Annotated in this window: 20 protein-coding genes and 1 pseudogene; 14 read left to right on the top strand and 7 right to left on the bottom strand. The window is 61.4% G+C overall.

Translation table 11 applies throughout. The annotated features are described in order from the left end of the window. Nucleotide 1: 1 nt before the first annotated feature. Nucleotides 2-1,294 carry an NAD(P)/FAD-dependent oxidoreductase gene (locus ATI14_RS05940; protein WP_016970576.1) on the bottom strand — a complete coding sequence of 431 codons (1,293 nt, stop codon included), beginning with the start codon at nt 1,292-1,294 and terminating at the stop codon, nt 2-4. Nucleotides 1,295-1,409: 115 nt separating this feature from the next. On the opposite strand from ATI14_RS05940, the gene ATI14_RS05935 reads away from it, so the two are divergent. Then, complete coding sequence (locus ATI14_RS05935; protein ID WP_016970575.1) at nt 1,410-1,763, top strand: YkgJ family cysteine cluster protein; 354 nt, start codon at nt 1,410-1,412, stop codon at nt 1,761-1,763. 53 nt (nt 1,764-1,816) lie between these two features. On the opposite strand, the gene ATI14_RS05930 is transcribed toward ATI14_RS05935, so the two are convergent. Then, on the bottom strand, nt 1,817-2,305 hold the full coding sequence (locus ATI14_RS05930; protein ID WP_003176896.1) for an Lrp/AsnC ligand binding domain-containing protein: 489 nt from the start codon (nt 2,303-2,305) through the stop codon (nt 1,817-1,819). A gap of 156 nt (nt 2,306-2,461) precedes the next feature. Between ATI14_RS05930 and dadA the strand changes: the two genes are divergently transcribed. The 6 genes from dadA (at nt 2,462) to ATI14_RS05900 (ending at nt 8,560) form a co-directional block, all read left to right on the top strand. Further along, nucleotides 2,462-3,763: a D-amino acid dehydrogenase gene (gene dadA, locus ATI14_RS05925; RefSeq protein WP_016970574.1), complete on the top strand. Its 1,302-nt coding sequence runs from the start codon at nt 2,462-2,464 to the stop codon at nt 3,761-3,763. Next, nucleotides 3,735-4,088 (top strand): RidA family protein, encoded by a 354-nt coding sequence (locus ATI14_RS05920; protein WP_016970573.1) that lies wholly within the window; start codon nt 3,735-3,737, stop codon nt 4,086-4,088. Before dadA ends, ATI14_RS05920 begins: the two co-directional genes overlap by 29 nt. 79 nt (nt 4,089-4,167) lie before the next feature. Beyond that, a complete protein-coding gene (gene alr, locus ATI14_RS05915; RefSeq protein WP_016970572.1) occupies nt 4,168-5,241 on the top strand; it encodes an alanine racemase in 1,074 nt (357 codons plus the stop codon). Between the two features lie 116 nt (nt 5,242-5,357). Continuing rightward, on the top strand, nt 5,358-5,906 hold the full coding sequence (locus tag ATI14_RS05910) for a cupin domain-containing protein (RefSeq protein WP_003176893.1): 549 nt from the start codon (nt 5,358-5,360) through the stop codon (nt 5,904-5,906). A 181-nt stretch (nt 5,907-6,087) separates the two neighbouring features. After that, the gene (locus tag ATI14_RS05905) at nt 6,088-6,504 is read left to right on the top strand and encodes a c-type cytochrome (protein ID WP_016970571.1); all 417 of its coding nucleotides are present in this window, start codon (nt 6,088-6,090) and stop codon (nt 6,502-6,504) included. A 133-nt stretch (nt 6,505-6,637) separates the two neighbouring features. Next, on the top strand, nt 6,638-8,560 hold the full coding sequence (locus tag ATI14_RS05900; RefSeq protein ID WP_016970570.1) for an acetyl-CoA hydrolase/transferase C-terminal domain-containing protein: 1,923 nt from the start codon (nt 6,638-6,640) through the stop codon (nt 8,558-8,560). A gap of 138 nt (nt 8,561-8,698) precedes the next feature. Here ATI14_RS05900 and ATI14_RS05895 read toward each other — a convergent pair whose 3' ends face one another. Next, nucleotides 8,699-9,271, bottom strand: a complete 573-nt coding sequence (locus tag ATI14_RS05895; RefSeq protein ID WP_010207474.1) for a xanthine phosphoribosyltransferase — start codon at nt 9,269-9,271, stop codon at nt 8,699-8,701. 58 nt (nt 9,272-9,329) lie between these two features. Then, complete coding sequence (gene rep / locus ATI14_RS05890; protein ID WP_016970569.1) at nt 9,330-11,339, bottom strand: DNA helicase Rep; 2,010 nt, start codon at nt 11,337-11,339, stop codon at nt 9,330-9,332. 269 nt (nt 11,340-11,608) lie between these two features. Here rep and ATI14_RS05885 point away from each other — a divergent pair, with 269 nt between their 5' ends. Further along, nucleotides 11,609-13,273 carry a putative bifunctional diguanylate cyclase/phosphodiesterase gene (locus ATI14_RS05885; RefSeq protein WP_016970568.1) on the top strand — a complete coding sequence of 555 codons (1,665 nt, stop codon included), beginning with the start codon at nt 11,609-11,611 and terminating at the stop codon, nt 13,271-13,273. Nucleotides 13,274-13,400: 127 nt separating this feature from the next. On the opposite strand, the gene ATI14_RS05880 is transcribed toward ATI14_RS05885, so the two are convergent. Further along, entirely contained in the window at nt 13,401-14,804 is a 1,404-nt protein-coding gene (locus ATI14_RS05880; RefSeq protein ID WP_016970567.1) for a NorM family multidrug efflux MATE transporter, read from the bottom strand. A 150-nt stretch (nt 14,805-14,954) separates the two neighbouring features. On the opposite strand from ATI14_RS05880, the gene ATI14_RS05875 reads away from it, so the two are divergent. Continuing rightward, on the top strand, nt 14,955-15,875 hold the full coding sequence (locus tag ATI14_RS05875) for a LysR substrate-binding domain-containing protein (protein ID WP_017255583.1): 921 nt from the start codon (nt 14,955-14,957) through the stop codon (nt 15,873-15,875). 166 nt (nt 15,876-16,041) lie between these two features. After that, entirely contained in the window at nt 16,042-18,018 is a 1,977-nt protein-coding gene (locus ATI14_RS05870) for a methyl-accepting chemotaxis protein (protein ID WP_016970566.1), read from the top strand. Nucleotides 18,019-18,091: 73 nt separating this feature from the next. On the opposite strand, the gene ATI14_RS05865 is transcribed toward ATI14_RS05870, so the two are convergent. Further along, nucleotides 18,092-19,588, bottom strand: a complete 1,497-nt coding sequence (locus ATI14_RS05865) for a YifB family Mg chelatase-like AAA ATPase (RefSeq protein WP_080520163.1) — start codon at nt 19,586-19,588, stop codon at nt 18,092-18,094. Between the two features lie 216 nt (nt 19,589-19,804). Beyond that, the gene (locus ATI14_RS05860) at nt 19,805-20,068 is read right to left on the bottom strand and encodes an accessory factor UbiK family protein (RefSeq protein WP_080520162.1); all 264 of its coding nucleotides are present in this window, start codon (nt 20,066-20,068) and stop codon (nt 19,805-19,807) included. Nucleotides 20,069-20,491: 423 nt separating this feature from the next. On the opposite strand from ATI14_RS05860, the gene glnK reads away from it, so the two are divergent. The 4 genes and pseudogenes from glnK (at nt 20,492) to sutA (ending at nt 23,273) form a co-directional block, all read left to right on the top strand. Then, nucleotides 20,492-20,830: a P-II family nitrogen regulator gene (glnK, locus tag ATI14_RS05855; protein ID WP_002555808.1), complete on the top strand. Its 339-nt coding sequence runs from the start codon at nt 20,492-20,494 to the stop codon at nt 20,828-20,830. Between the two features lie 35 nt (nt 20,831-20,865). Further along, nucleotides 20,866-22,206, top strand: a complete 1,341-nt coding sequence (locus ATI14_RS05850) for an ammonium transporter (protein WP_016970541.1) — start codon at nt 20,866-20,868, stop codon at nt 22,204-22,206. Between the two features lie 211 nt (nt 22,207-22,417). Beyond that, nucleotides 22,418-22,844 (top strand): annotated as a pseudogene (locus ATI14_RS05845) (secondary thiamine-phosphate synthase enzyme YjbQ). A 102-nt stretch (nt 22,845-22,946) separates the two neighbouring features. After that, nucleotides 22,947-23,273: a transcriptional regulator SutA gene (gene sutA / locus ATI14_RS05840; protein WP_016970540.1), complete on the top strand. Its 327-nt coding sequence runs from the start codon at nt 22,947-22,949 to the stop codon at nt 23,271-23,273. The last annotated feature ends 80 nt before the right edge of the window (nt 23,274-23,353 follow it).

Raw genomic sequence — 23,353 nt, 5'->3', positions numbered from 1 at the left:
ATCATACCCACTCTTTAAGCCGGTGCCACAGCATGCCCAAGGCCAACAGCGGCGAGCGCAGGTGCTTGCCGCCGGGGAAGGTGATGTGCGGCACCCGGGCGAACAGGTCGAAGCGTCCCTGTTGCTGGCCGCTGATGGCTTCGCCCAGCAGTTTGCCGGCCAGGTGCGTGGCGTTGAGGCCGTGGCCGGCGTAGGCCTGGGCGTAATACACGTTGGGTTGATCCGCCAGCCGGCCAATCTGCGGCAAGCGGTTGGCGCCGATGCCGATCATGCCGCCCCATTGGTAGTCGATTTTCACGTCGGCCAGCTGTGGGAACACATTGAGCATTTTCGGGCGCATGTAAGCGCCGATGTCCTTGGGATCGCGTCCGGAATAATGGCAAGCCCCGCCGAACAGCAAGCGGCGGTCGGCAGACAGCCGGAAGTAATCCACCGTCACACGCTGATCGCACACGGCCATATTCTGCGGCAGCAAGTTGGCAGCCTGGGCTTCGCTCAGCGGCTCGGTGGCGATGATGTAGCTGCCGGCCGGCAGCACTTTGCCGCTGAGATGGGCGTTCAGGCCATTGAGGTAGGCATTGCAGGCCAGAACGAGCGTCTTGGCGCGCACGTTGCCCTTAGCGGTGTGCACATTGATCTCGGGGCCGTAGTCGATGCGCGTGACTTCGGATTGCTCGAACAGCTTCACACCCAATTGCTGGGCGACTGCAGCTTCGCCGAGCGCCAGGTTCAGCGGGTGCAGGTGGCCGGAGCCCATGTCGATCATGCCGCCCACGTAACGTTCGGAGCCGATTACGCTGCCCATCTCACTGGCTTGCAGCAGGCGTATTTCATGGCGATAGCCGAGGCTGCGCAGTTCGTCGGCGTCTTCGGCCAGGCCTTCAAGGTCGCGGGGTTTGTTGGCGAGGTCGCAGTAGCCCCAGGTCAGGTCGCAGGGAATTTGGTAGCGCTCGATGCGCTCGCGCACGATTTCCACGGCTTCCAGGCCCATCAACTTCATCTCGCGTACGCCGTCGGCGCCGATCACGTTGGTGAACTGGTCGAGGCCGTGGCCGACCCCGCGAATCAACTGGCCGCCGTTACGCCCGCTGGCGCCCCAGCCGATCTTGCGCGCTTCCAGCAACACCACGCTGAAGCCACGCTCGGCCAGTTCCAGCGCCGTGTTCAGGCCGGAATAACCGCCGCCAATCACGCACACGTCGGCGCGCACTTCGCCGGTCAGAGCCGGGTACGCGGGCTGTGGGACGCTGCTGGCGGCGTAGTAGGAAGCAGTGTGCCGGGCGCTGGCGGTCATGGGGAGCATCCCTGTTTGGAAAATTTGACGCAGGATACAGCGGTCGGGCGAAGCTGTCTGCGCGGGGCTTTTTGCGGCAGAATCCACGCCTATTCGCCGTTCGGTATGTGTTTCGATGAGTTGCAACAGTCAGAAAATCAGCGCGCTGCGCCGTCAGATTCCTTCGTTCGAGTGCGTCCCCGGTTGCCACGATTGTTGTGGGCCGGTGACGACTTCGCCCGAGGAAATGTCGCGCCTGCCCCGCAAGACTGCTGCCGAGCAAGACGCGGCCATGGACGAACTGAACTGCGTGCACCTGGGCCCCAACGGCTGCACCGTGTACGACGAACGTCCGCTGATCTGCAGGTTGTTCGGTACCACCAAGACGTTGCCTTGCCCCAATGGGCGCAGGCCTGTGGAGCTGATTCACCCGCGGCTGGAGAAACAGATCCACGATTACATGGCGAGCACTCGGCAAGTGCTGGTCTAACATTGGTCAATGTGGGAGCAGGCAAGCCAGCTCCCACATTTGATTGAGTTGTGTCAGTCGGGAATCGGCAGGTTCAGGCTCTCCTTCACCTCTTCCATCACGATATAGCTCTTGGACTCGCGCACGTGCGGCAGCTTGAGCAGGATGTCGCCCAGCAATTTGCGGTAAGACGCCATCTCCGAAATCCGCGCTTTCACCAGGTAGTCGAAGTCGCCCGACACCAGGTGGCATTCCAGTACATGGGGCAGTTTCAGCACGGCGCGGCGGAATTCTTCAAAGGTGTCGCCAGACTTGTAATCCAGGCTGATCTCGACAAATACCAGCAAACTCCCCTTCAAATGCTGCGGGTTGAGCCGCGCGTTGTAGCCCATGATGATGCCTTCGCGCTCCAGGCGGCGGACGCGCTCGGTACACGGCGTGGTCGACAGCCCGACTTTTTCCCCCAGCTCCGTGAACGAAATGCGCCCGTCGGTTTGCAGGATGCGCAGGATGTTGCGGTCGATCTTGTCCAGCTCCCGCTTGGTCTGGGTGTTGGTACGCATAGGGGATACGCCTCTGTGAAAAGGGTTTTTGCCGAGAATTGTCGCCAAATATAGGTGCTTATATAGTGAAATGCACTGGCAATAGTTTTTTACACTGCGCTCATCATTGCTCGAATAACACACGTCAGCGGCTAAGCCCGTGATGAGGATATAAAAATGCGCGTTCTGGTCTTGGGTAGCGGCGTCATTGGGGTGACCAGTGCCTACTATTTGGCTCGGGCCGGCTTTGAAGTCGTGGTGGTCGACCGTCAGCCCGCCGCTGCCATGGAAACCAGTTTCGCCAACGCCGGCCAGGTGTCTCCAGGTTATGCCTCGCCCTGGGCCGCGCCGGGTGTACCGCTCAAGGCCATCAAATGGCTGCTGCAACGTCACGCGCCGTTGGCGATCAAGGCCACCGCCGATATCGACCAATACCTGTGGATGGCACAGATGCTGCGCAACTGCACCGCCAGCCGGTATGCGGTGAACAAGGAGCGCATGGTGCGTCTGTCCGAGTACAGCCGCGACTGCCTCGACGAATTGCGCGCCGAAACCGGCATTTCCTACGAAGGCCGCAGCCTCGGGACTACTCAACTGTTCCGCACGCAAGCGCAGCTCGACGGCGCCGCCAAGGACATCGCCGTGCTGAAAGAGTCGGGCGTGCCGTTTGAGCTGCTGGACCGCGCCGGCATTGCCCGTGTTGAGCCGGCGCTGGCCAGCGTCACCGACATCCTCGCCGGTGCCCTGCGCCTGCCCAACGACCAGACCGGCGACTGCCAGATGTTCACCACGCGCCTGGTGGAAATGTGCAAGCAACTGGGCGTGGAGTTCCGCTTCGAACAGGACATCCAGCGCCTCGACTACGCCGGTGACCGCATCAACGGCGTCTTGATCGACGGCAAGCTGGAAACCGCCGACCGCTACGTGCTGGCCCTCGGCAGCTACTCGCCAAAACTGCTCAAGCCGCTGGGCATCAAGGCGCCGGTGTATCCGCTGAAGGGTTACTCGCTGACCGTGCCGATCACGAACCCGGCGATGGCGCCGACTTCGACCATTCTCGACGAGACCTACAAGGTCGCGATCACCCGTTTCGATAACCGCATCCGCGTCGGCGGCATGGCTGAAATCGCCGGTTTTGACCTGTCGCTGAACCCGCGTCGACGTGAAACCCTGGAGATGATCGTCAACGACCTTTATCCTCAGGGCGGCGATTTGTCCGAAGCCAGTTTCTGGACCGGCCTGCGCCCGACCACACCCGACGGCACGCCGATTGTCGGTGCCACCCCGTTCAAGAACCTGTTCCTGAATACCGGCCACGGCACACTCGGCTGGACCATGGCCTGTGGTTCCGGCCGCTTGCTGGCCGACCTGATGGCGAAGAAAACCCCGCAGATCAGCGCCGCAGGCCTCGATATTTCCCGTTACGGTAACCACCAGGAGTCCGCACAACATGTCAATCCAGCGCCAGCTCACCAATGAGCGCATGAGCCAGATCGTCGTCCACAGCGGCACCGTGTATCTGGCAGGGCAAGTCGGCGACGACATGAGTGCCGGGATTGAAAAGCAGACCCGTGAAACCCTGGCCAATATCGAGCGTTTGCTCGACCTGGCCGGCACCGACAAATCGAAACTGCTGTCGGTGACGATCTACCTGAAAGATATCGACGCGGATTTCGCCGGCATGAACGCGGTGTGGGACAAGTGGCTGCCCAAAGGCGTCGCCCCGGCCCGCGCCACGGTTGAAGCCAAGCTGTGCGAACCGGAAATCCTGGTAGAGCTGTCCGTGGTGGCTGCGCTGCCTTAAACAACGATCCCTCTCCCGGTGCCGATGTTGTCGGTCGGTGCCGGTTTTTCTTCACCTTGCCGCCTAGAAGCCTGCCGCCATGCGTCCTGCCCGTGCCCTGATCGATCTCCAAGCCCTGCGCCATAACTACCAATTGGCCCGTGAAGTCACGGGGGCCAAGGCCCTTGCCGTGGTCAAGGCCGATGCCTACGGCCATGGTGCCGTGCGTGTGGCCCAGGCGCTGGAAACCGAGGCGGACGGGTTTGCGGTGGCGTGCATCGAGGAAGCGCTGGAGCTGCGCGCCGCGGGCATTCGTGCGCCGGTGTTGCTGTTGGAAGGTTTTTTCGAGGCCGACGAGCTGCCGCTGATCATCGAGCATGAGTTGTGGTGCGTGGTGCACTCGCTGTGGCAACTGGACGCGATTGAGCAAGCCAAACTCGGCAAGCCGCTGACGGTCTGGCTCAAGCTGGATTCGGGCATGCACCGCGTCGGCCTGCACCCCAAGGATTACCACGAGGCCTATCAGCGCCTGCTGGCCAGCGGCAAGGTCGCCAAAATCGTGTTGATGAGCCACTTCGCGCGCGCCGACGAGCTTGATTGCGTACGCAGCAATGAGCAAGTGGCCGTTTTCGAGGCGGCGCGCCAGGGGTTGTCGGCTGAAGTGAGCCTGCGCAATTCGCCGTCCGTGATGGGCTGGCCGGGGGTGAGCAGCGACTGGGTGCGCCCCGGCATCATGCTCTACGGCGCCACGCCGTTTGGCGAAGACCAGGCCGTGGCCGCGCGTTTGCAGCCGGTGATGACCCTGGAATCCAAGGTTATTTGTGTGCGCGAACTGCCGGCCGGGGAGCCGGTGGGCTACGGCGCCAAGTTCATCACGCCCAGGCCGATGCGTATCGGTGTGGTGGCCATGGGTTACGCCGACGGCTACCCGCGCCATGCGCCCACCGGAACGCCGGTGCTGGTGGCGGGGCAGCGCAGCCAATTGTTGGGGCGCGTGTCGATGGACATGCTGTGCATCGACCTCACCGATGTGCCACAGGCCGGCCTCGGCTCCCCGGTGGAACTGTGGGGCAAAAACATCCTCGCCAGCGACGTCGCGGCGGCCGCCGAGACCATTCCGTACCAGATCTTCTGCAACCTGCGTCGCGTGCCAAGGCTCTATTCCGGCGCTTGAGGCGGGACGACGAGCCAGGCCGTCCGGGATTTAGGCCCAAGTGTTGTAAATACTGAACGCTGTCGCCATGATAACGCTCAATTACAACAACGCCTGAATCCTAGGAGGCTCCTGCATTGGACGTCGGCGAACGACTGCAATCCATCCGTAAACTCAAAGGTCTTTCCCAGCGTGAGCTCGCCAAGCGTGCGGGTGTCACCAACAGCACCATTTCGATGATCGAAAAAAACAGCGTCAGCCCCTCGATCAGCTCCTTGCGCAAGGTATTGGGCGGTATCCCCATGTCCATGGTCGAGTTCTTTTCCGAGGAGATCCTCCAGGAAATACCGACGCAGATCGTCTATAAAGCCAATGAGCTGATCGACATCTCTGACGGCGCCGTCACCATGAAACTGGTAGGCCGGGCGCACCCCAGCCGGGCGATTGCGTTTCTTAATGAGATCTACCCGCCGGGCGCCGACACGGGCGAAGAAATGCTCACCCACGAAGGCGAGGAAACCGGGATTCTGGTGGAAGGACGTCTGGAATTGGTGGTCGGTCTTGAAACTTTTGTGCTCGAAGCCGGCGATAGCTACTACTTTGAAAGCACCAAGCCCCATCGTTTTCGTAACCCGTTCGATGTGCCGGCGCGACTAATCAGCGCAGCCACACCTGCGAACTTTTGACAGAAGAGGCGTGCTGCCAGCGTTGCAGACACACCCGTCGCTGTAACCGCTCGGCCGAATCTCCCTTTATTTAATAGGGTTGTTTCGGCCTTGCGGGCTAACCGTTATACTTTCGCCGCCTGCGAAACCGTGGCCGCAGGCGTGAATAGCCACCATTGAGGGTGAACGCGTGAACCTAATTATGAAAATGCTGGCTGCACCAGCAACCGTACTGGCCCTATGGGCTGTCAGCGCTCAAGCTGCGACCAATGATGAAATTGCCAAGCGCCTGGAGCCTGTGGGCCAGGTCTGTGTCCAGGGCCAGGAATGCAAAGGGATGGAAGTCGCGGTGGCAGCTGGTGGCGGCGGCGGTGCAAAAACGCCGGATGAGGTGATCGCCAAGCATTGCAACGCGTGTCACGGCACGGGCCTGTTGGGTGCGCCGAAAATCGGCGACGCCGCCGACTGGGGCAAGCGTGCCAAGGAGCAAGGCGGAGTAGACGGCCTGCTCGCCAAGGCTATTACGGGCATCAACGCCATGCCGCCCAAAGGCACCTGCAGTGATTGCTCGGATGACGAGCTTAAAGGTGCAATCGAGAAGATGTCGGGCCTGAAATAAACCGATCTTCGCCAAAAAGCCGCTTGTGAGCGGCTTTTTTGTGCCCGCTATTTGTGTTTCGACGCTGTTCATTGCAGCAAAGACCCGGCAAGCTCGGTCCAACCCCTAATCATGGAATGTTCAGGAGGGTCGGATGGTGCAGTTGTGTTCAATCGAGCAAGCAGTTGACGACGTACTGGCGCGCTTGCCGGCGCATATCCACATGGGCATGCCCCTGGGTCTGGGCAAACCCAACCTGTTCGTCAACGCGCTGTACCGGCGCATCGCCAAGCTGCCCGAGCGGCAACTGACGATCTACACCGCGCTGAGCCTTGGCCGCCCGCCCTTCGGCGATGGATTGCAGAAGCGCTTTCTCGAACCCTTCATCGAGCGTGTGTTTGGCGATTACCCCGAACTGGATTTCCTCGCTGACCTGCACAAGGACACGTTGCCGGCCAACATCCGCATACAACAATTCTTCATGCAGCCCGGCAGCCTGCTGCACAGCACGTCGGCCCAACAGGACTACGTCAGCAGCAACTACAGTCATGCCGCCCGCGACATCAATGCCGCCGGCCTGAACCTGGTGGCGCAATTGGTGGCCAGCAGCACCGAACACCCCGACCGCCTGAGCTTGAGCTGCAACCCGGACATCACCCTCGACCTGCTGCCGATGATCGAAAAGCGCCGCGACGCCGGCGAAACCATTCTGGTGGTCGGCCAGGTTCACAGCGATTTGCCCTACATGCCCGGCGACTCCGAGCTGGGCATGGACGCCTTCGACTACCTGATCGACGCCAAGGACAGCACCACGCTGTTCTCCACGCCGAACATGCCGGTGGGGTTTCAAGACCATTTTATCGGCCTGCATGCCAGCACCCTGGTCCGCGACGGCGGCACCCTGCAGATCGGCATCGGCTCCATGGGCGATGCCTTGACCGCCGCCTTGCTGGCGCGCCAGGCTGACAACGAAGCCTATCGTCTGCTGCTGACCGACCTCGACGTGTACCAGTGGGCGCCGCTGATCAGTCATGAAGGCGGCGTCGACCCTTTCGCCCGTGGCCTCTACGGCTGCAGTGAAATGTTCGTCAATGGCCTGCTGGTGCTGGCGGATGCCGGGATTATCCGGCGCAAGGTCTACCCGGATGTAGCGACTCAGGAACAAGCCAACGCGGGCACACTGGATGACGCCGCCCAGCCGGACGGCGTGTCGATCCACGGCGGTTTCTTCCTCGGGCCGCGCAGTTTTTACCAGCGCCTGCAGGAAATGACCCACGCCAAGCGCCTTGAATTCAACATGACCCGCATCAGCTATATCAACGAGCTGTACGGCGAGGAACAACTCAAACGCCTGCAGCGCCTGGACGCGCGGTTTATCAACAGCGCGATCATGGTGACCTTGCTCGGTGCGGGCGTGGCCGACCAGTTGGAAGATGGCCGCGTGCTCAGCGGCGTGGGCGGGCAGTACAACTTTGTTGCGCAAGGGCATGCGCTCGAAGGCGCACGGTCGATCCTGATTTTGCGCAGTTGGCGCGAGTCGGCGGGGGAGGTCAGTTCCAATATCGTGTGGGAATACGGCCACTGCACGATTCCCCGGCATTTGCGGGATATCGTGATTACCGAGTACGGAATTGCCGACTTGCGGGGTCAGACGGATGCCAAGGTGATTGAAGCGCTGCTCAATGTGACCGACTCACGCTTCCAGGGCGACTTGATCAAGCAAGCGCAAAAAGCCGACAAGTTGCCGGAGGATTTCCGCCTTGACCCACGCTTTGCCGATAACACGCCGGAGCGGCTCAAGGCGATTCAGGCCAGGCATCGTCGCTTGTTCCCCGAATACCCGCTGGGCAGTGATTTCACCGATGAAGAGCGGGACTTGTTGCGGGCGTTGAACTGGCTCAAAAGCAAATTCAAGCTGACGGAGATTCTGGAACTGGGCAAGGCCGCGCTGGACGCCCCGGAGCCGGAGGCGTTTCCCAAGCATCTGGAGCGGATGCGGCTGGATAAGCCGGAGGGGCTGAAAGAAGACCTCTATCAGCGGTTGCTGCTCGCCGGCCTACAGGCCACCGCGCACTAAGGCCCCCACAAAACCAACTGTGGGAGCTGGCTTGCCTGCGATATCGGTGTGTCAGGCGACAGATATGTCGACTGTCAGGCTCTTATCGCAGGCAAGCCAGCTCCCACATTTTTTACCCTACCCACTCAGGGGCAGCGGTTACTCGATGAAGGTGACCACGCCACCGGCCAGCGACTTGACCCGCGCCAGCGACTCAACCCGGTAACCCTGCGCATCCAGTTCCGCACGGCCGCCCTGGAACGATTTCTCGATCACAATCCCCAGGCCCGCCACGGTAGCGCCCGCCTGCTTGATGATCGAAATCAGCGCCTGGGACGCTTTGCCATTGGCCAAAAAGTCATCGATCACCAGCACACGGTCGCTGCTGGTCAGGTGGCGCGGGGAAATCGCCACGGTGCTTTCGACTTTCTTGGTGAAGGAGTACACCGTCGCCGACAGCAGGTTTTCGGTCAGGGTCAGGGACTGTTGCTTGCGGGCGAAGATCACCGGCACGCCGAGGTTCAGCCCGGTCATGATCGCCGGTGCAATGCCGGAGGCTTCGATGGTGACGATCTTGGTGATGCCCGAGTCCTTGAACAGCGCGGCGAATTCGTCGCCGATCAGTTTCATCAGCGCCGGGTCGATCTGGTGGTTCAGAAAGGCGTCGACCTTGAGTACCTGATCGGAAAGCACGATGCCTTCTTCGCGAATTTTCTTGTGCAGTGCTTCCACGGAAAGCTTCCTCTAATGGCGCGATGTGCGCCGAAAGTAGATTAAAAAGTAGTCGATTCTAGCGCTTTAACATCGCGCGTATATCCGCCAGGGCGGTGTTGCCGCGAACGGCCTTCACCTCGGTCGGGGTGTCGTCATTGCCTTCCCAGGCCAGGTCGTCCGGCGGCAGCTCATCCAGGAACCGGCTGGGGGCACAATCGATGATTTCGCCGTATTGCTTGCGCTTGGCGGCAAAGGTGAACGCCAGGGTCTGGCGCGCGCGGGTGATGCCCACGTAGGCCAGTCGGCGCTCTTCCTCGATGGTGTCAGCTTCAATGCTGGAACGGTGTGGGAGAATTTCCTCTTCCATGCCCATGATGAACACGTAGGGAAATTCCAGGCCCTTGGACGCATGCAAGGTCATCATCTGCACGCCTTCGGCGCCGTCTTCCTCTTCCTGCTGACGCTCGAGCATGTCGCGCAGTACCAGCTTGCCGATGGCGTCTTCGACGGTCATCTCGCCGTCTTCGTCTTTTTCCAGGGTGTTCTTCAGCGCCTCGATCAGGAACCACACGTTGCTCATGCGGTAGTCGGCGGCCTTGTCGCTGGAACTGTTGGTGCGCAGCCAGTTCTCGTAGTCGATGTCCATGACCATGCTGCGCAGCGCGCTGATCGGGTCTTCGCCGGCGCACTGCTCGCGCACCTTGTCCATGAAACGCTTGAAGCGTGACAGGCGATCGGTGAAACGCGTGTCCAGGTGTTCGCCCAGGCCGATTTCGTCGGTGGCGGCGTACATCGAGATTTTGCGTTCGGTGGCGTAGTTGCCGAGCTTTTCCAGCGTGGTGGAGCCGATTTCGCGGCGCGGCACGTTGATCACGCGCAGGAAGGCGTTGTCGTCGTCCGGGTTTACGATCAGGCGGAAGTAGGCCATCAGGTCTTTCACTTCCTGGCGTCCGAAAAAGCTGTTGCCGCCTGACAGGCGATACGGCACCTGGTGGTGCTGCAATTTCAGCTCGATCAGCTTGGCCTGGTAGTTGCCGCGATAGAGGATCGCAAAGTCGCTGTACGGCCGGTCGGTGCGCAGGTGCAGGCTGAGGATTTCCATGGCCACGCGCTCGGCTTCGGCGTCTTCGTTGCGGCAGCGGATCACGCGGATCTCGTCACCGTGGCCCATCTCACTCCACAGTTGTTTTTCAAACTCGTGGGGGTTGTTGGAGATCAACACGTTGGCGCAGCGCAGGATGCGGCTGGTGGAGCGGTAGTTCTGCTCCAGCATCACCACTTTCAGGGACGGGTAATCGTCCTTGAGCAGCATCAGGTTTTCCGGGCGCGCGCCGCGCCAGGCGTAGATCGACTGGTCGTCGTCGCCTACCACGGTGAACTGGTTGCGTTTGCCGATCAGCATTTTCACCAGCAGGTATTGGCTGGCGTTGGTGTCCTGGTATTCGTCCACCAGCAGGTAGCGCACCTTGTTCTGCCATTTTTCGAGGATATCGGCGTGTTCCTCGAACAGCTTCACCGGCAGCAGGATCAGGTCGTCGAAGTCCACCGCGTTGAACGCCTTGAGCGTGCGCTGGTAGTGGGTGTAGACGATGGCGGCGGTCTGTTCCTTGGGGTTGCGCGCGTTTTCCACGGCCTGGGCGGGCAGGATCAGGTCGTTTTTCCAGGCGCCGATCATGTTCTTGATCTCGTCCACGCCGTCGTCGCCTGCGTATTCCTTCTGCATGATGTCGGTCATCAGCGACTTCACATCCGTCTCGTCAAAGATCGAGAAGCCCGGCTTGTAGCCCAGCCGCGCGTGCTCCTTGCGGATGATGTTCAGGCCCAGGTTGTGGAACGTGCACACGGTGAGGCCGCGACCTTCGCCGCTTTTGAGCAGCGTGCCGACACGCTCCTTCATTTCCCGCGCGGCCTTGTTGGTGAAGGTCATGGCGACGATGTACTGGGCGCGGATGCCGCAGTTCTGGATCAGGTGCGCGATCTTGCGGGTGATCACGCTGGTCTTGCCGGAGCCTGCACCGGCGAGCACCAATAGAGGGCCGCCGACGTAGTTCACGGCTTCTTGCTGCCGGGGATTGAGTCGGGACATACAGAGTTCAGGGAGTCGTTGATCAAAAGGGCGGGCATTTTAACAGGCTCGCAGGATTCTGCTCTCACAGAACGACAGTGTGACGTACCACTCGATCTAAATTTGCCGGTTTTGATACTTTGCCGCAGGATGTGGGGGGCTTTTTCCGGCTAAGGTTGCGACCAAGGCAGGAAGCCTGCGTATTTGATAATTACTATCATTGGTGATTGTCAGGCCGCACGTCATAATGCCCGCCGCCAACGAAATCTTGCCGAGTCTAGGGAGCTAGCTTGTCTACGCCTGTCGAACCCTTGCGTTTGCTGCTACTGGCCGATGAGCCAGCGTGGGCAGCGTTATTGCGCGAGTGCCTGGTGCCGATGGGCGATGGGGTTGTGCTGATCAGCGCCCCCAACTGGGACTCGGTGAGTCGTCTGTTCGATGACGACCACGGTGCCGTGTTATTGACCACCCCAAGCCTGCAGCCCGGCCCCGGCCGTTGCAGCTTGCCGTGTGTGTTGCTTTTGGAGCAGGAGCCGCTGGTGTCGCCGCTGGGCGTCAGTGACTGGCTGATTCTTGATGTATTGGACGCCGATACATTGCGACGCTGCCTGCGCCATGTTCGCGAGCGCGGTGTGCTGGAAAACACCCTGCAACGCCTTGCCGAACAGGACCCGCTCACCGGCATCGCCAATCGGCAGGGGTTCCAGACCTTGCTGGCGGCGCGTCTGGCGGAAAACGAAGGGCGCGGCCTGGCCCTCGGCCATCTGGACCTCGACAACTTCCGGCATGCCAACGATGCCCTCGGCCACCAGGCCGGTGATCGCCTGATCCTGCAGGTGGTGTCGCGCCTCAAAAGCCAGCTGGAAGCCGGCGACCAACTGGCGCGCCTGGGCAGCGATGAATTCGCGCTGCTGATCGACACCCGCCGCGCCCCCCAGCGCGCCGAGTGGATGGCCGAACGCATCACCGAAGTCATGGCCGAGCCCTACTGGGTGGATGGCGAAAGCCTGCTGATCGGCTGCAGCCTCGGCGTGGCCCACGCCCGCGCCCGTGCCGGCGCCGACCCCCTGATGTGGCACGCGCACATCGCCATGCAGCAAGCCAAAAGCACACAGGGTTGCACCTTTCATATCTTCAACGAACGCATCAACCGCAACGCGCGCAGCCTGGCCGACCTCGAAAGCGAACTGCGCCGCGCCTTGCGCCGTGACGAACTGGAACTGCATTACCAGCCGCGCCTGGACCTGGACGACGGGCACATCGTTGGCCTCGAAGCCTTGGTGCGCTGGCGCCATGGCGAGCGCGGGCTGTTGCCGCCGAGCGAATTCGTGCCCTTGGCCGAGCAAAGCGGGCTGATCGTGCCGTTGGGCTACTGGGTGATTTCCCGTGCCCTGCGTGACATGCAAGACCTGCGCGAGCGCGGCCTGCCGCCGTTGCACATGGCGGTGAACCTGTCGTTCCGCCAGTTCCAGGACAGCCAGTTGCTTTCTACGCTGAGCCGGCTGATTGCCGAACGAGGCGTGGAAGCGCAGTGGCTGGAATTCGAACTGACCGAAACTGCCGTGATGCGCCGCAGCGATCTGGTCAAGCAAACCATGGACGCCCTCGGCCGCCTTGGTGTGCGTTTTTCTCTGGATGACTTCGGCACCGGCTTCTCGTCATTCGTGCACCTCAACAGCCTTCCGATTGCGTTGTTGAAGATCGACAAGAGCTTCGTCGGCGGCATGGAAGAACGCGAAGAAAATCGCAAGCTGGTGCACGCCATGATCAACCTGGCCCACAACCTGAATCTGGAAGTGGTGGCCGAGGGGGTGGAAACGCCAGAGCAGTTGGCGTTGTTGCGTTTATTTGGGTGTGATCAGGCGCAGGGTTACTTGATCAGCAAGCCGCTGCCGTTGCCGGAGCTGGTGGAATACCTGACGTTCGGCAAGAGCCAGCAGGTTTTGTTGGGCTGAGAGTGGCAAACCCGATCAACTGTGGAAGCTGGCTTGCCTGCGATAGCGGTGCATCAGTAACAGATGTTTTGCCTGACACACTGTCATCGCAGGCAAGCCAGCTCCCACATGGACTGAGTACATTCAATCAGTCGGGTTGCATGGCCTGGAATTCAGCGCGAACTTCAGGCTCCCGCCGAATCATGCGTTTCATCTTCACCTCAAACGCCCAGGTCAAGCTCACAGCCGCGCACGCCAGGCCCAGCGCCAGACCCCACCACACGCCGGTCGGCCCCCAGCCCAGGGTGAACGCCATCAACCAGGCGGACGGCGCGCCGATCAGCCAGTAACAACCCAAACCCACCAGAAACGTCGTCTTGGCGTCCTTCAGCCCGCGAATGCAGCCCATGGCAATGGTCTGCACGCCGTCGAACAGTTCAAACCAGGCCGCGACAGCCAGCAAGCTGACGGCCAATACGATGACGTCATGGAAGGCGGGGTCGTTATGGTCCAGGAACAGTCCTATTAACGGGTCGGAAAACAGCCACAGCACAGCGGCGAACCCCAACATCACCGCCGCACCAAAGCCGATGCCGACTCGCCCGGCCAAACGCGCATGCACCAGTTGCCCGGCGCCGTAATGCTGGCCGATGCGCATGGTGATCGCGTAGGACATCCCCGCCGGCACCATGAAGGCCACCGAGACGATTTGCAGGGCAATCTGATGCGCCGCCAACTGCGTGCTGCCCATGGTGCCCATGCACAGCGCCGCAAAGGCAAACAGCCCGACTTCCACCGCGTACGTGCCGCCAATGGGCAGGCCCAGGCGCCATAGTTCGCGCAGATATTGGGTGTTGAGGCGCAGCAAACCGTTGCCCAGCGGATAGGCCGAGTAAGTCCGGTTACTGCGGATGTAAAACCACAATGCCAACGCCATGCTGTTGGCGACAATCGCAGTCACCAGGCCGATGCCCACCAAGCCCAGTTTCGGCAGGCCGAACAGGCCCTCGATCAGTGCGTGGTTGAGCAGGTAGTTGAGCACTGTGCCGCACAGGCTGATCACCATCACCGGCGTTGCCTTGCCGATGGCGCTGGTGAAACCGCGCAGGGCCATGAAACTCAGGTAGCCGGGCAGGGCGAAGGGCAGGATCGTCAGAAATTGCCCCGCCGACTGCACGTTGGTTGGGGTCTGGCCGAACATCAGCAGCACGGGTTTGAGGTTCCAAAGCAGCAACGCGGCAACCAGTGCCATCAGCCACGCCAGCCAAAGCCCGGCCTGAGTGAGGCGAGTCGCGCCTTCGATGTCGCCGGCGCCGTGCCGAATGGCCACGAGGGTGCCCACGGCGGCAATCACGCCGATGCAGAAAATCGCCACGAACGAGTAGCTCGCCGCGCCCAGGCCGCCGCCGGCCAACGCCTCGGGGCTCAGGCGGGCCATCATCAGGGTGTCGGTCAGCACCATCAGCATGTGTGCCAACTGTGAAGCAATCAACGGCCCTGACAGCCGCAGAATGGCCCAGAGTTCGGTACGCGCCGGATGTTGCATGATCATCACGCTCGAAAAGTCAGAGGGTTGGGGGAGGGTTGATTCTCGGCGCTTCGGGCGCCTTCCACAAAAGGATAAAAGCGATCATCCGCATGACTAAAACTCATGTATGGCGATTCTGGTAGGGTGAGGCATTGCGCTGTAGGATCTTTCCTTATGACCCGTCGTCTTCCCCCGCTTTATGCCCTGCGCGCCTTTGAGGCAGCCTCCCGCCACAACTCATTCACTCGGGCGGCGGACGAGTTGTCGATCACTCAAAGTGCCGTCAGCCGGCATATCCGCACCCTTGAAGAACATTTTGCCTGCCGCCTGTTCCAGCGCAGCGGGCGCAGCCTGCAACTCACTGAAGCGGCGCGCCTGTTATTGCCTGGCGTGCGCGAAGGTTTCGCGGCGCTGGAGCGCGCCTGCCATACCCTGAATGCCGAAGACGACATCTTGCGCATGAAGGCGCCGTCCACCCTGACCATGCGCTGGCTGCTGGCGCGGATCAGCCGCTTCCGCGCCTTGCAGTCGGGTAATGAAGTGCAATTGACCAGCGCGTGGATGAGCGTGGATGAAGTCGACTTCAACCAGGAACCCTTCGACTGCGCGGTGCTGTTGAGCTACGGGCATTTCCCGGCAGATTGGGAGGCGTGCTACCTGTTCCCCGAGCTGTTGATTCCGGTCGGTGCGCCGAACCTGCTCGATGACGGCCCGTGGGATGTGAACCGCCTGGCCGCCGCCGAACTGCTGCACCCCACACCCGACCGCCGCGACTGGCGCAACTGGCTGGAGCGCATGGGGCTGTCGTCCCAGGTTTCCCTCAAGGGCGGGCAGGTGTTCGACACGCTGGAGCTGGGCATGATCGCCGCCGCGCGGGGTTATGGCGTTTCCATGGGCGACTTGCTGATGGTGGCCGAAGACGTGGCCCAGGGGCGCCTCAGCCTGCCCTGGCCAACCGCAGTGGCGAGCCGGGAAAATTACTATCTGGTGTGGCCGAAAACCCGCCCCGGCGGCGAGCGTTTGCGCCGGCTGGCGGAGTTTCTTCAGGGCGAAGTCAAGGCCATGGAACTGCCTCAGGTTGAGCGTCTGGATTGACCGTTCGTGCAATCGTTTGCGCGATACCCCTGCGAATCGCTCAAGTATTGGCCGTGCCCGCCGAAGAAGGTGTGTTGGAACCCCCGCGTTTCAACGTTTCCCACCAGATAATTTGCCGAGCAACGCTAAGAGATCAGGATGATCCTGGCCTCGGCCAGGAGCTTCTATGTCTCAACCTCGCGCTCGGATCGCGTCCCAGTTAGGCCTCGCCTTGGCCGTGATTCTGGCTGTCGTCATCAGCGGCAGCACTGTTTTTGCCCTGCGTTCCCTCGACTCCGCCAACCTCGACACCCGCGAGGAGCACCTGGCCAGCGAGGCGCGCCTGCTGGCCGACCAACTCAATACCTTCCACAGCACCTTGCGCGAAAGTACCCAGCGTTTGAGCGGGCTGTTTGAAAAGCGCTTCGGCGCAGGGTTGAGCGTGCACGCGGACCAGCCGGTGACCGTGGCCGGTGTACAGACCCCAAGCCTTTACCTGGGCGATCAGGTGCTGAACAACAACTTCGAAGAAGTGGATGAGTTCAAGCAGATGTCCGGCGGCGTGGCCACCGTGTTCGTGCGCAGCGGCGAAGACTTCATCCGCATCAGTACCTCCCTGACCAAGCAGGACGGCAACCGTGCCATCGGCACCGTGCTCGACCACCAGCATCCGGCCTACCAGCGCTTGCTGGCGGGTCAGAATTATGTAGGCCGCGCGGTACTGTTCGACCGTTCCTACATGACCCAATACAGCCCGGTGCGCGACGCCAGCGGCAAAGTCATTGCCGTGTTGTTCATCGGCTTCGATTACACCGATGAGCAGAAAGCCCAGTTCGAAAACCTCAAGCGCTTCCGGATCGGCCAGACCGGCTCACTGGCGTTGCTGGATGAGCAGAAACACTGGCTGGTGCCACCGGCGGGCGTGCAGGCGCTGGACCAGGCCGTGCCGGTGATGGTCGACCTGGCGAAGAAGCCGGGCGAAGGCCGCTTCTGGAGCGACAAGAACGAAGATTTCTACAGCGTCTCGGTGCCGTTTGAAGGCGGCCCGTGGTCGGTGGTGGCGAGCATGCCGAAATCGGAAATCCGCGCGGTGACCTGGGCCGTGGGTATTCGCCTGGTGATCGGCAGCGTGCTGGCGATGTTGTTGGCTGTCGGCGCGGCAGTCTGGTTACTGCGCAGCAAATTGCAGCCTCTGAGTGACTTGGTGCGTCAGGCCGAAGCCTTGGGCGCAGGGGATTTGAGCGCGCGCCTGAACGTGTCCAGCCATGACGAAATCGGCCAGCTGGCGCGCAGTTTCAACCAGATGGGCGAGGCGCTGTCGACCATGGTGTCGCACATTCGCAAGGCGGCCGAAGAGGTCAACAGCCGTGCGCAGGCGCTGTCCGGGTTGTCGGGCGGCGCGTATGAGGGCATGGAGCAGCAGTCCGGCGAGATCACCAGCATGGCGGGCGCGGTGGAAGAATTCAGCGCCACGTCGCTGAACATCGCCGACAACATGGGCAACACCGAGCGGCTTGCGCAGGAAAATGCGCAACAGACCCGCATTGGCCGTACCTCGATGCAAGAGGCGTCGTCGTCCCTGGAACATATCGCCACCGCGCTGAACAGCACGGCCACGGTGATCAACACCTTGGGCCAGCGTTCCCAGGAAATCGGCGGGATCGTAGGGGTGATCACCTCGATTGCCGAGCAAACCAACCTGTTGGCGCTCAACGCCGCCATTGAGGCTGCTCGCGCCGGTGAACAAGGCCGAGGTTTTGCCGTGGTGGCGGACGAAGTGCGCAACCTGGCGTCGCGCACCCGCCAGGCCACGGATGAAATTTCGGTGATGATCCAGAGTATCCAGCAGGAAACCGGCAACGCCATCAGCACCATGGAACACGGCAACGTGCTGATGCAGGAAGGCCTGTCGCGCAATGCCGATGTGGCCTCAGCGTTAGCGCGCATCGACGAGCAAAGCCGCTCGGCCGGCCAGCAATTTGCCGCGATTACCACCGCCACCCAGGAGCAGAGCAGCACTGCGAACGTGCTCAGCAGCAACCTGCAAAGCATTGCGCTGGCCAATAGCGAACAGCGCGAAGTGGTTTCAAACCTGGCGATCACCGCCAAGGAACTGGAAACCCTGGCGGCCGGCTTGCGCCAGGAAGTGGACCGCTTCCGCTAGGGCTGTGGCGAGGGAGCTTGCTCCCTCGCCACAACAAGCCCGCTCGCCACAGCAGTTCGTTTGCCTCAAAAAGTTAGCTGACCGCCGCAGGCCGATATTGCAGGGCCTCGGCCAAATGATGCCGGGCAATGTTCTCCACCTGTTCAAGGTCAGCCAGGGTGCGCGCGACCTTGAGCAGCCTGTGAGCCGCGCGCAGCGATAACGTCAGCCGCTCGCAGGCGCTCTCCAGCCAGTTTTCATCGGCCTTGGCCAGTTGGCAGTGCGCGCGCAAGCCCGGCAGGTCGAGGAAGGCATTGGCACAACCCTGGCGTTTTTGTTGGCGTTCGCGGGCTTCGGCGACTTGTGCTGAAGCCTTTGCCGTCGTGTCGCCAGGCTGTTGGCTGGGGTTGAGCGCAGTAGTTTCCCGGGCGACGGTCAGGTGCAGGTCGATCCGGTCCAGCAACGGCCCCGAGAGCTTGTTGCGGTAACGCTGGATTTGCTCCGGCGTGCAACGGCAGCGCCCGCTGGGTTCGCCCATGTAGCCGCAGGGGCAGGGGTTCATTGCCGCGACGAGCTGGAAGCGGGCGGGGAAGCTCACGCGGTCGCGGGCGCGGGAAATTACGATATGGCCTGACTCCAGGGGTTCGCGCAGTACTTCCAGCACCTTGCGATCAAATTCCGGCAGTTCATCCAGAAACAATACGCCGTGATGGGCCAGCGTGATTTCACCCGGTTGCGGCTTTGATCCACCGCCCACCAGCGCGGGGCCGGAGGCCGAATGGTGTGGCTGGCGAAAGGGGCGATGTGGCCAGTGGCTCAACGGCGCCAGGCTGACCACGGACTGAATCGCGGCCACTTCCAGGGCTTCCTGCTCACTCAAAGGTGGCAGCAAGCCGGGAAGGCGGCTGGCGAGCAGTGTTTTGCCGGTGCCCGGCGGCCCGCTGAACAACAGGTTATGCGCGCCTGCTGCGGCAATGAGCAACGCGCGTTTGGCTGCCAGCTGGCCCTGCACCTCGCTCAAATCCGGATAAGGCTTGTTCAAATACAGCAGGCCATCTGACCTGTAAGGCTCAATCGGCACCTGCCCATTGAGGTGCGCCACCACTTGCAGCAGGTGATCCACGGCAATCACCTTCAACCCCGACGCCAGGCACGCTTCCTCGGCATTTGCCCGCGGCACTATCACGGTGCGCCCGGCCTTGCGCGCCGCCAACGCGGCCGGCAGCACGCCTTTCACGGCCCGCACCTCGCCGGACAGCGCCAATTCCCCGAGGCATTCCACGTCATCGAGCATCAACGACGGCACCTGCACACTGGCCGCCAGGATTCCCAGGGCAATCGCCAAATCAAAGCGCCCGCCGTCCTTGGGCAGGTCGGCGGGCGCGAGATTGAGGGTGATGCGCCGGGCCGGATATTGCAGCGCGCAGTTGAGGATGGCGCTGCGCACGCGGTCCTTGCTTTCCTTCACGGCGGTTTCCGGCAGGCCAACCAGCGTCAGGGATGGCAGGCCGTTGGCCATGTGCACTTCGACGGTGACGGCGGGAGCTTCAACGCCAATTTGGGCGCGACTGTGGACAATGGCGAGGGACATGCTCGTTCCTTGAAAGGGAGGCCGCTTCCTGCGGGTTTTTCAAGGGTAGACGAGGTGGGGAAGGGGGCTGCGGGGGACGTTTTACAGAACGTATCCAAAGCAGCCCGTAGAGCTTTATGTGGGAGCTGGCTTGCCTGCGATGGCGGTGGGCCAGACATCACCGGGCTTACTGACAAACCGCTATCGCAGGCAAGCCAGGTCCCACATTGACCGCGGTTATTCCGCAGAGGGCGGCGTCAATCGCGCTTCCAGTTCCGCCACTTTGGCCTCCAGGCTCTCCAGCCGCGCGCGGGTACGGGCGATCACCACCATCTGGCTGTCAAACTCTTCCCGGCTGACCAGGTCGAGCTTGCTGAAGCCGCTTTGCAGCAGGGCCTTGAACTGGCTTTCGATTTCGTTGCGGGGCAGCGAGGTGTCGCCGCTGAATAGGCGAGAGGCGTGGCCGCTCAGGGCGTCGAGGAGGTCTTTGGGCGCGAGCATGGGAAATATTCCGGAAAACTGTTGGCCGGCAGTGTATCACGCAGCGTCTATAGTCTTTTTTCGCAGCTCAGTGCGCACGCTTTTCGCGCAGCGGGCCGGGCGGTCGCGCACCGTTTGAGTGCGCAATGGCGCCGCCAAAAAGCCCCGCAGGTGGGCACAAGCGGGCAAAGGATTGATTTCAGTGATTTTTACGGAGCTGGCAAGGTTTCTGCTTAGACGATCATGACCCATGCACTGATGCAGTCGCTGTGACGAATGCAGTGCGCCGACGGATCAGGGGTACAGGTTTCGTCACCAGTGGTTCGCTGGCGTCGCGACGGTAAATGCCGAGGCGACGACGCGTTACAAAGCCAGGCACTGCGCTTAGACTTGAGACGGGTTTGTTTTCCTGGGGCAAGTCCACCAATTCGGGAGAGAGTTTTCATGAAGCTAGTCACTGCCATCATCAAGCCGTTCAAGTTGGACGATGTACGCGAGTCGTTGTCCGAGATCGGCGTGCAGGGCATTACCGTTACTGAGGTCAAAGGCTTCGGTCGGCAGAAGGGTCACACCGAGCTGTATCGCGGCGCGGAATACGTGGTCGATTTCCTGCCAAAGGTGAAGATTGATGTCGCCATTGACGACAAGGATCTTGACCGGGTTATCGAGGCGATAACCAAGGCGGCCAACACCGGCAAGATCGGTGACGGCAAGATCTTCGTGGTCAATCTGGAACAGGCTATTCGCATCCGTACCGGCGAAACCGATACCGACGCAATCTAAGCCGCCAAACCCCCAACGCCCCAGGAGAAAACAATATGACTCTGCGTAAATTCGCAGGGCTAGGAGCCCTGTTGTCCCTCGTAATGCCGGCCCTGGCATTGGCGGCGGATCCAGCCCCTGCTCCAGTCCTCAATTCCGGCGACACGGCGTGGATGCTCACATCCACCGCGCTGGTGCTGTTCATGACCATTCCGGGCCTGGCGCTGTTCTACGGCGGCATGGTTCGCTCCAAAAACATTCTTTCCGTGATGATGCAGTGCTTCGCCATCACCGGCCTGATCACCATCCTGTGGTTCGTTTACGGCTACAGCATGGCGTTCGACACCACCGGTATGGAAGCAGGCGTCGTCAACCTCAACTCGTTCGTCGGCGGCCTGTCGAAACTGTTCCTGTCGGGCGTGACCCCGGCGAGCATCACCGGCCCTGCGGCGCTGTTCCCTGAGGCGGTGTTCGTCACCTTCCAGATGACGTTTGCCATCATTACGCCTGCGCTGATCGTCGGTGCTTTCGCCGAGCGTATGAAGTTCTCCGCGATGCTGATTTTCATGGGCGTCTGGTTCACCCTGGTTTACGCGCCGATTGCCCACATGGTGTGGGGCGGTCCGGGCTCGTTGCTGGGCGACTGGGGCGTGCTGGACTTCGCAGGCGGCACCGTGGTGCACATCAACGCCGGTGTGGCCGGCCTGGTGGCGTGCCTGGTTTTGGGCAAGCGCAAGGGCTTCCCGACCACTCCGATGGCACCGCACAACCTGGGTTACACCCTGATCGGCGCAGCCATGCTGTGGATCGGCTGGTTCGGCTTCAACGCCGGCTCCGCGGCAGCGGCCAACGGCACTGCCGGCATGGCGATGCTGGTGACCCAGATCGCTACCGCTGCTGCGGCGCTGGGCTGGATGTTCGCCGAGTGGGTCACCCACGGTAAGCCAAGTGCGCTGGGCATCGCCTCGGGTGTGGTGGCGGGCCTTGTGGCAATCACCCCGGCTGCCGGCACCGTGGGCCCGATGGGCGCTCTGGTGATTGGTTTGGCAGCGGGCGTGGTGTGCTTCTTCTGCGCCACCACCCTGAAACGCAAGCTGGGCTACGACGACTCCCTGGACGCCTTCGGCGTACACGGTATCGGCGGTATCCTCGGCGCGATCCTGACCGGCGTGTTCGCTGCACCTTCCCTGGGCGGCTTCAACGCGGCCACCACTGACATCGCGGCGCAAGTCTGGATCCAGTGCAAAGGCGTCGGCTTCACCGTGATCTACACGGCCATCGTGACGTTCATCATCCTCAAGGTGCTGGATGCGGTGATGGGCCTGCGGGTCACCGACGAAGAAGAGGCGGTCGGCCTCGACCTGGCACAACACAACGAGCGCGGCTACAACTTGTAAGTACGCGTAAAAAAGATGCCCGGCTTGCCGGGCATTTTTTTGTCTGGGGTTTGTCAGTCATAGGGCGTTGTACCGCTTTTTGCGTCAAGTTTGTGATGGGGCGCACAGGGCACTTTTCAGCGTGTGAAAGTCTTACAGGTATGTAGGCGTATTCGACACTTTGTTTTTTCCCAGAGCGCGCTAGAATGCGCGCCGATGGGCGGAGAACTGTATGTGGCAACAGACCCTGATTACCCTGCGGGCCAAGCCCCGGGGCTTTCATCTGGTGACGGACGAGTTGCTCGCCGGCCTGCCTGAATTGAAGGCGTGTCGCGTGGGCTTGTTGCATCTGTGGCTGCAGCACACCTCGGCGTCGTTGACGGTCAACGAGAACGCCGACCCGGCGGTTCGCCGTGATTTCGAGCGTTTTTTTAAACTTGCTGGTGCCGCAAGGCCAGGCAGGGTTTGAACACAACGACGAAGGTCCGGATGATCTGCCGGCGCACTTCAAGGCCAGTCTCCTGGGCTGCCAGCTGAGTTTGCCGGTCAAGGCCGGCCGCTTGGCGATGGGGACCTGGCAAGGTGTTTATCTGGGCGAGCACCGTGATCATGGCGGTGCTCGTAAAGTCCTCGCCACGTTGCATGGTGATGAGGCATAAGCCACTGGAAACCCGGTGGATGTTGATTTTTTTCCAGCGACCTCGACAGAGGGTGAAGCTGGGCTATAACTAATCTGCTTTTCGCAAGTCATGAGGTAGAACATGAGCGACGATGATCTGGAAAACGACGAACTCGAAGTAGGTGACGACGACGAGACTGAAGAAGGTCTTGAGGCGGCGGCTGAAGACGTTGCTGACGACGACGGTGGCGATGATGCACCGGTCCCGGCGGCCAAAGGCAAAGCCAAGGCTGCGGTGTCGGTAGACGAACTGCCGAGCGTCGAAGCAAAGAACAAAGAGCGCGATGCGCTGGCCCGTGCGATGGAAGAGTTCCTCGCTAAAGGCGGCAAAGTGCAGGAAGTCGAGGCTAACGTGGTGGCAGATCCACCGAAGAAGCCGGATAACAAGTACGGCAGCCGACCTATCTGAGGTCAGCCACCGCTTGCAGGAAAAAGCCCGCCGTCGCTGCGGGCTTTTTCATGGCTGGAAGAAAGCAATACCCTGTGGGA

It is taken from the genome of Pseudomonas tolaasii NCPPB 2192, from assembly GCF_002813445.1.
In the GTDB taxonomy this organism is placed as follows: Bacteria; Pseudomonadota; Gammaproteobacteria; order Pseudomonadales; family Pseudomonadaceae; genus Aquipseudomonas; species Aquipseudomonas tolaasii.
This window is presented reverse-complemented; position numbering and strand designations above follow the sequence as displayed.